The organism is Oleiphilus sp. HI0086 (assembly GCF_001635225.1).
In genome coordinates this window covers 1-7,072 of sequence record NZ_LWFZ01000613.1, presented here as the reverse complement: position 1 = coordinate 7,072, position 7,072 = coordinate 1, and the positions used below count along the sequence as shown (strand labels likewise).

Genomic DNA, 7,072 nt, shown 5'->3' with positions numbered 1-7,072 from the left:
CGAGCATTAATATTGATATCGGGTAATAAACCATAGGCTTGTCATAGATAGGCAATAGTTGTTTAGACACGCCCTTGGTGATCGGGTGAAGCCTTGTTCCGCTGCCCCCCGCTAAAATTATTCCTTTCACAATATGCTCTCCTTAGTCTTGACTTACACCAAGCCGTTCACGTTGATAACTACCGTCTTGAACTCGTCCAGCCCATTCTAAATTACTGAGATACCACTGAACTGTTTTACGAATGCCGGTTTCAAAGGACTCTTCAGGCAGCCAATTAAGCTCATTGGCTATTTTACTCGCGTCAATTGCGTATCTGATATCATGCCCAGGACGGTCTTCGACATAACGGATTAAACCTTCAAACCCATCATTATTTCCTGATCGCTTAGAGTGAGGATTCTCCGGCGCTAGCTCCTCAAGCAAAGTACAAATTGTTTTGACCACATCGATATTTTGTTTTTCGTTATGACCACCAATATTATATGTTTCTCCCACTAACCCAGTTGTTGCGACTAAGTATATCGCTCGCGCATGATCTTCAACATACAACCAATCTCTAACCTGGGTCCCTTGGCCATAAATGGGCAAAGGGTTCCCTTCTAGAGCATTTAGAATGACAAGAGGTATTAACTTCTCGGGAAAGTGATAGGGGCCATAATTATTCGAACAGTTTGTAACTAGTGTTGGCAAGCCGTAAGTTCTATTCCAAGCTCTCACTAAATGATCTGAGCTTGCTTTACTAGCCGAATAAGGAGAACTTGGAGAATACGATGTTTCTTCAGTAAATAAGTCTTCCGGGCCATCAAGATCGCCATAGACTTCATCAGTAGAAATATGATGAAAACGAAAATTGTTACGCTTAGACTCTTCAAGCCCCGACCAATACTCTTTGGACTCGGCTAGCAACGCATAAGTGCCAACGATGTTAGTTTCGATGAAAGCTGCCGGGCCATCAATAGAACGGTCAACATGGCTTTCTGCTGCCAAATGAATAACTAAGTCTGGCTTGTACTGATTAAAAACCCGTTTAATCTCAGCTGCATCGCAAATATCTACTTTTTCAAAAAAGTAGCGTTCACTGCTACTTACAGCGGTCAACGACTCAAGGTTGCCTGCATAAGTAAGCTTATCAACGTTAACAACCTTATCATCTGAACAATTAATAATATATCGAACCAGAGCTGAACCAATAAAACCAGCTCCACCAGTTACTAAAATCGTTTTCTCCATTTTATAATCCTAAACAACCAAGCCTATCCAAATCGCTGAGAGGATAACAGTAACAATCTAAGAAACCAAACCTTGATTCACTAGAAAGCACTGGAGCTGTGACCGAAAAACTAAAAAACCACATGCACACACAGCATGCGTATCAAGGAAGCTTACCAAAACAGCGACGAATCCCTTCATTAAAAGGTATTGGCGGCTTCCACCCTATCACTTGTTTGGTATATGAAATCTCCACTTGGAGGTTACTACAGAGCCGATCTGCCATTTTTCCTTTACCCAATATTGATGCAATTAACTTCAATAAAGGAACTGGTAAAGGGATTAACCATGGCTTTTGTCCAGACGCTATTGTTAGCTCTGTTAAGATCTGCGTCGTTGAAACATCATAGCCATCACTCACTAAAAAGACCTGATTGCCAGCCTTAGGGTGGTCAAGACAAGTAATAATAAAATGTACTAAGTTATCAATTCCGATCAAGCTTCTTTTGTTATGAATAGCTCCAAGGGGCAAGGGCAAATTTCTTTCCGCTATTTTTTGCATCTGAGCAAAGTTGGCCTTCGCGCCCTTCCCATACACCAAAGGAGAACGAATTATAACCACCTCCATATTTGTTTGTTTGGCTATTTCTAACAAACCAAATTCTGCTTCCATTTTAGACGATGCAAAAGGTGACGAAGGGTTCGCGATATCACTAGCACCAAAAGCAAGCCCTTTTTGAGTACTATCACCGTTGACGAGGACGGTACTCAAGAATATAAATCGGCGAACACCGGCTTCGGCTGCTTGCCTTGCTAAATTCAAAGTACCAAGGGAGTTTACATTTCGGTACTCGCCATAGTTTTGCTCTTCCTGCTCACCTTGTAAATGAACACGCGCCGCACAATGAACCACTGTATTTACAGACAACAAAAAGTCGCCATAATCAGTACTCGCGTTAATATCTAGCTGCCTATGCGTACACCCACTAATCTCCAGATTACTACGCTGAATACTCTTAACAACTTTATCCCCTAAAGCTTGCGCCAAAGCCTTACCTACAAACCCAGAAGCGCCGGTAACTAATACTGAATCAGAATTTTTCACAAAAGTATGCATAGCTGCGATTTTTTAGTCGGTTAACGTAGAAAGGATTTTTTCGTTGACTTGCTTAACATCGTATTTTTCTTCGGCTAGCTGGCGGCTTTTAAGTCCCATACTTTTGACTGTATCTTGGTGATCGAAAAAACTTTTCATGCATAGGTAAAGTGATTCACTATCTTTCACCTTCGCTAAATAGCCATTTTCTCCATTTATTACCGTCTCTCTACAGCCTGGAGCATCAGTTGTAACAATTGGCATCGACATACTCATCGCCTCTAGTACAGATCGAGGCGTACCTTCACGATATGAGGGCAACACCAACACTTGATGTTGCTCTAGATAAGGGCGCACATCTGAGACTGCACCTAAATAATCTACAACGCCTTTTTCACACAAGTTATCCAATTCAGACTGCGATAAGCTTTCAGGGTTATCATCTATCTGGCCCGCAATCGAACTCCTTATAGCTGGATTAATTTCTTTAAGCTTTTCAGCTGCTGCAATATACTCAAAAATCCCCTTATCTCTCAACAAGCGCCCAACAAAGATAAACGAGCAATTCGAAGGGATATCAGAGTGTCTCTTGAATGATTCCGTATTAATGCCTGAGCCATTGAGAATAACCGTATCGTCTTTGTTTAGCAGACCTTTATTAACAAACACTTCTCTATCATCAGGATTTTGAAAGAATACTCGTTTATTAAAACGTAGCGCAGTTCGATATAAACTTGATACAACGAAACTTAACAGCCGCCCTTTAACACTAGACGAAGTCATAGCGTAACCGATACCTGTTATATTTGAGCAAATAACACTAACTCCGGCCATACGAGCAGCAATCGAAGAGTATATTGCGGGTTTGATCGTATAATTCAGAACGTAATCTGGCTCCTCTGCTTTGAAAAGCGAATATAAACGCCGCAGGTACCCGATGTCTTTGATAGGGTTAGTTCCATTTCTCATCATATCTACAGGTGTAAAGTCCACACCCAAATCAGAAAATTCACCCTCTAGGTCACGCCCAGACATCAAACTACAGCTAGGCGGGCATGCTACCAATACCTTCGAACCACGGTTCACAAGTGTCTCGATAAGCTCCCGCCTAAAATTTAATATGGTAAACGCAGCGTTCGCTACAATTACCACCTTTTTTCCCTTCATTAAGCTAGCCTTACAATCCCATTGGGCCAAAATCTACATGAGGGTAGTATTTGGTATAACTCCTCACTCTTTCTTTTAGATGCTCGGGCAAACTATCACCACGACCAACAACACCTTTGTTTTGGCGTGTGTTCTTTTTCTTTTTCTTCTGTTTATCTAACACACCCTGAACCTTTGAAGCACTCTCACCTTCGCCACAGTACTTCAGTACCCCTGCAACAGTGTTAACAGTTTCGTTACGCAATTCATTGTAAGTAATTATTTTCAATCGACCTTCTGAATGAAGACTTGACGACATCCAACTGCAGTAGAAGTTGAAATACCAAGGTATGACGAGATCAACTAAATATTCGTATCGAGTCAGCTCATCCATTAACGCCCAACTCTTCTCATTCATGAACCCACTCGGAAAAGTCGGTCCTTCCATTTCAATGTGATCGTAAAAACTTAATATCGTGTCGAAAATATCTCTGACCTGGAAAATAACCTTAGTGTCAAGCGCATCGATAATCTCGTGAGTATATGCACTATATCGGCAGTGTTGATGCGGTGTTAATACGTTTCCTGAAGCACCTTTGCTTAACAAACAACTTAAATCAATTTCTTGCTCTCGGTTACCGAAACTTGGGACCATTTTTATTTCATCCCACTTCAACGTATCTTTTAGAATACGTGTTAACCAAGTAGAACCAGACTTTGGAGCACAAACCAACCAAATGTGTTTATCAATATTTTCACTCAGTGTTTTTAGCATGTACTTGTTAGAGTGAAACTTCTTGTATTCCTTGTTTGTAAAAAACATATTTTTAAACCTTGTTTCAATTGCGATAATCAGCAAAGCTTCGCAACAACGGATTGCTTAATTTTCGAAACTTTTTCAATTACAAAACTCTTTTCTCTCTGATTTAACAAAAAGAAAGCTCCAGCTACCAAAACTGGCCCTAGTATATAGTTAACCTCACTGCCATAAACCACAAAATTATCAAGAGCAATAAGTAAAACAGGGCTAATAAAGGCATATATCATAATCGAAAGATTACTAGTGGACAGCCGTAAGTCCATTTTATTTCGACAGTATATTATGTAGATAAAGAAGAAAATGACGGGACTCACAATATGTTTCAGCATCCAACCATAAAGCCCCCAGTAATCGACACAAACGTAAGTCACCAATATATCCAGAGTTAAAAAGAAAAACCGAAAAAAGCCATGCTGTTTAATTCGACCTGTTGAAGACATTGAACTAGATAGCACACTAAACCATACGTGAAATAATACACCGAGAAAATGATAAGGAAGGTATTTTTCGACCTCCAAGAAATCGGAAGAATAAAAGATAACAATAATAAGGTCGCGGTATGGTATTGCTAAGAGAAGCAGTGGCATCATTGCAAAGCCTGCTAAACGTAGACCATCATTTAAGAGACTAGAAATCTCTGCATTACTTTTTGATTGGCATAGGCTGGTATATAAATACGTAGTAAGGGCGGGGACTAAAAAGCCTGTAAATAAAGTCGACCACATGACAACCGGACTATATAAGCCAATCGCCTCAATCCCCATATTTGACACAACAATTGCACGGCAAATAAACTCACTAGCAATCACATACAAGCCAATAGTCAAACCAAACCCAGAAAACTGAAGAAGCTCACTTATGAGTTCTTTATTATATGAGGCTCTAATAATTGCTTTGAAATTGATTCGATATTTTTTAAGGTAAAGCTTCTGAGCGTAATAATAATTAAAGAATAACGCTACTAAGTGGCAGATGAACACCGACGCAATAGCTCCTTCCAAACCATAGTAATAGATCAACGGAACCGTATGTAAGATATTTACTAGCGTTGACCAAATTCTAGCCTTGGCTATTTCGATCATTCCATTGAATGCTCTCAGTATTCCGTATGGAATACTGTTTATAACCAACAATGGTAGCGAGACAATACCGACAAGAAATGCATCTGTATGCTCTGGACTACCAAAAACATACACGGTTACATCACTCATAAATAACAAGATTACGAAAACAACTAGCGACATAAAAACGAAGACTAAACTGATATACGCCTTCAGTGATGAAAGCACAATATCACGTCCCTCTGTATCGAGTTCGTCACTGCTAGTTTGTTGCTCAGCTATCTGTTTTACCAACGCTTCACCAGTACTCAGCAAGGTAAACGTAGAAAGTTTCTGAGACAGAAAATTTAGCTGATTAAATACACCTACACCAGCAATACCCAAAAAAATAGCAGAGACTTTTATCTTTACTAAGCCAATGACAAACTCGACAAGCCTCGCGGCTCCCAATACAGAAGTATTCTTTACTAGTGATCTGAAGTTATTCGACATTCAATTGGCGGCTTTAATTACTAGTTGGAAATTGTGAATTTATATTTCCAACAACACTCTTAAGTTTAGGGTTAACTAATATTTGTTCGCCCATTACTCTAGCGCCTTCTGTTGAAACATGATCTCTATTTGTCATCAATATGCTGAACTGATTTGCAACACTACAGGGTCTTTCCAAGCTTGGAGAAAGGTCTTTGCACCAAAGCTCTGAAGTCTTAACGATTTCAATATTAGACGGAATGCTAGAGTGCTTTAGCAAAGAAAAAAACTTCTCTTCTCTCGAAAAACTAGGGGAGATATTAGTTGTTCCATGAAGTTTGAACTCTCGAATTTGTAAATAAAAATCAGGCATCGGGCTAAAAATGAATACTGGAACATCCCAGGCTCCCCAATACTCAAAGATTGCTTCTAGATAAGGGAGAGTTAGTTCACTCTCTATAAACCTATTTGAAACAAACACACCTGATAGCTGATTTGACTTAGCTAACTCTTCTGCCTTACTGAACAGTTTTGAACAATAACGCCTATCCTGGCTAACGTAATCTGGGGCAATAACGCATGCAGCACCACCTAACTGAGTCACTTCAAGTCCATTTTTTCTTAGTGCTAGTGCTTTATCAGCACTGTGACTGTCTCCAAATACCAGTATATTGGAGACATCATCGCTTTTAGAACTAGAATGACACTGCCAATTATCTATAAAGGAATCGATATCGGTGTACTTCCCAAGCCTATTAAAGTGACACTCACCAGCTCTTATCGCTTTCTGCCGGTCTTCTCCAGCAAGTTTCAACAATTCTGAATTAACAACGACTGGATACTCAACCCTATTATCGTAGAATCCGTTGCTTATATTCCCGTAGCTCCCTAATGCACCGAGAAAGATTAGTGAGGCAGAAGATACCCATAAGACTCGATTTTGATTGAAACGCGTACCACGACGAAATGGTTTTTCAACATAACGCCATGAAAAGTAGGCCATTATGAATGATAAACAGCATAACAGAGATAGAACAAGAGTGGTTAAACTATCTATCAAGTAATACCTAGCAAACGCTAAGACGGGTTGATGCCAGAGATAAGCAGAATACGAAATTAGACCAATGCTAACTGCGGGTTTAAAGCTTAGTAACTTGAATGTAAGTGTTTCAGCCCTAGTAAATAAAATTATAAGTGCAGTGCCTATAGTCGGCAGCAGCGTATAATAACTAGGTGTTGGAGTACTTTCATCAAAGAATAAAATAGCC

At 39.8% G+C, this 7,072-nt stretch carries 7 protein-coding genes; all 7 read right to left on the bottom strand.

Features of this window, described 5'->3' with window-relative positions; genetic code table 11:
* The coding region (locus tag A3756_RS25965; RefSeq protein WP_255376512.1) for a sugar phosphate nucleotidyltransferase at positions 1 to 130 on the bottom strand (130 nt) is incomplete at its 3' end.
* Between the two features lie 12 nt (positions 131 to 142).
* Positions 143 to 1,231: a dTDP-glucose 4,6-dehydratase gene (rfbB, locus tag A3756_RS07500; RefSeq protein ID WP_068553219.1), complete on the bottom strand. Its 1,089-nt coding sequence runs from the start codon at positions 1,229 to 1,231 to the stop codon at positions 143 to 145.
* Positions 1,232 to 1,373: 142 nt separating this feature from the next.
* Positions 1,374 to 2,315, bottom strand: coding sequence for an NAD-dependent epimerase/dehydratase family protein (locus A3756_RS07495; protein ID WP_197481244.1), 942 nt, complete (start codon positions 2,313 to 2,315; stop codon positions 1,374 to 1,376).
* A 24-nt stretch (positions 2,316 to 2,339) separates the two neighbouring features.
* The gene (locus A3756_RS07490; RefSeq protein ID WP_068553215.1) at positions 2,340 to 3,473 is read right to left on the bottom strand and encodes a glycosyltransferase family 4 protein; all 1,134 of its coding nucleotides are present in this window, start codon (positions 3,471 to 3,473) and stop codon (positions 2,340 to 2,342) included.
* Positions 3,474 to 3,483: 10 nt separating this feature from the next.
* Positions 3,484 to 4,275, bottom strand: a complete 792-nt coding sequence (locus A3756_RS07485; protein ID WP_068553213.1) for a sulfotransferase domain-containing protein — start codon at positions 4,273 to 4,275, stop codon at positions 3,484 to 3,486.
* Between the two features lie 29 nt (positions 4,276 to 4,304).
* Complete coding sequence (locus A3756_RS07480) at positions 4,305 to 5,825, bottom strand: polysaccharide biosynthesis C-terminal domain-containing protein (protein WP_068553211.1); 1,521 nt, start codon at positions 5,823 to 5,825, stop codon at positions 4,305 to 4,307.
* A 13-nt stretch (positions 5,826 to 5,838) separates the two neighbouring features.
* A partial coding sequence (locus tag A3756_RS07475; protein ID WP_231875508.1) for an acyltransferase family protein occupies positions 5,839 to 7,072 on the bottom strand: 1,234 nt, incomplete at its 5' end.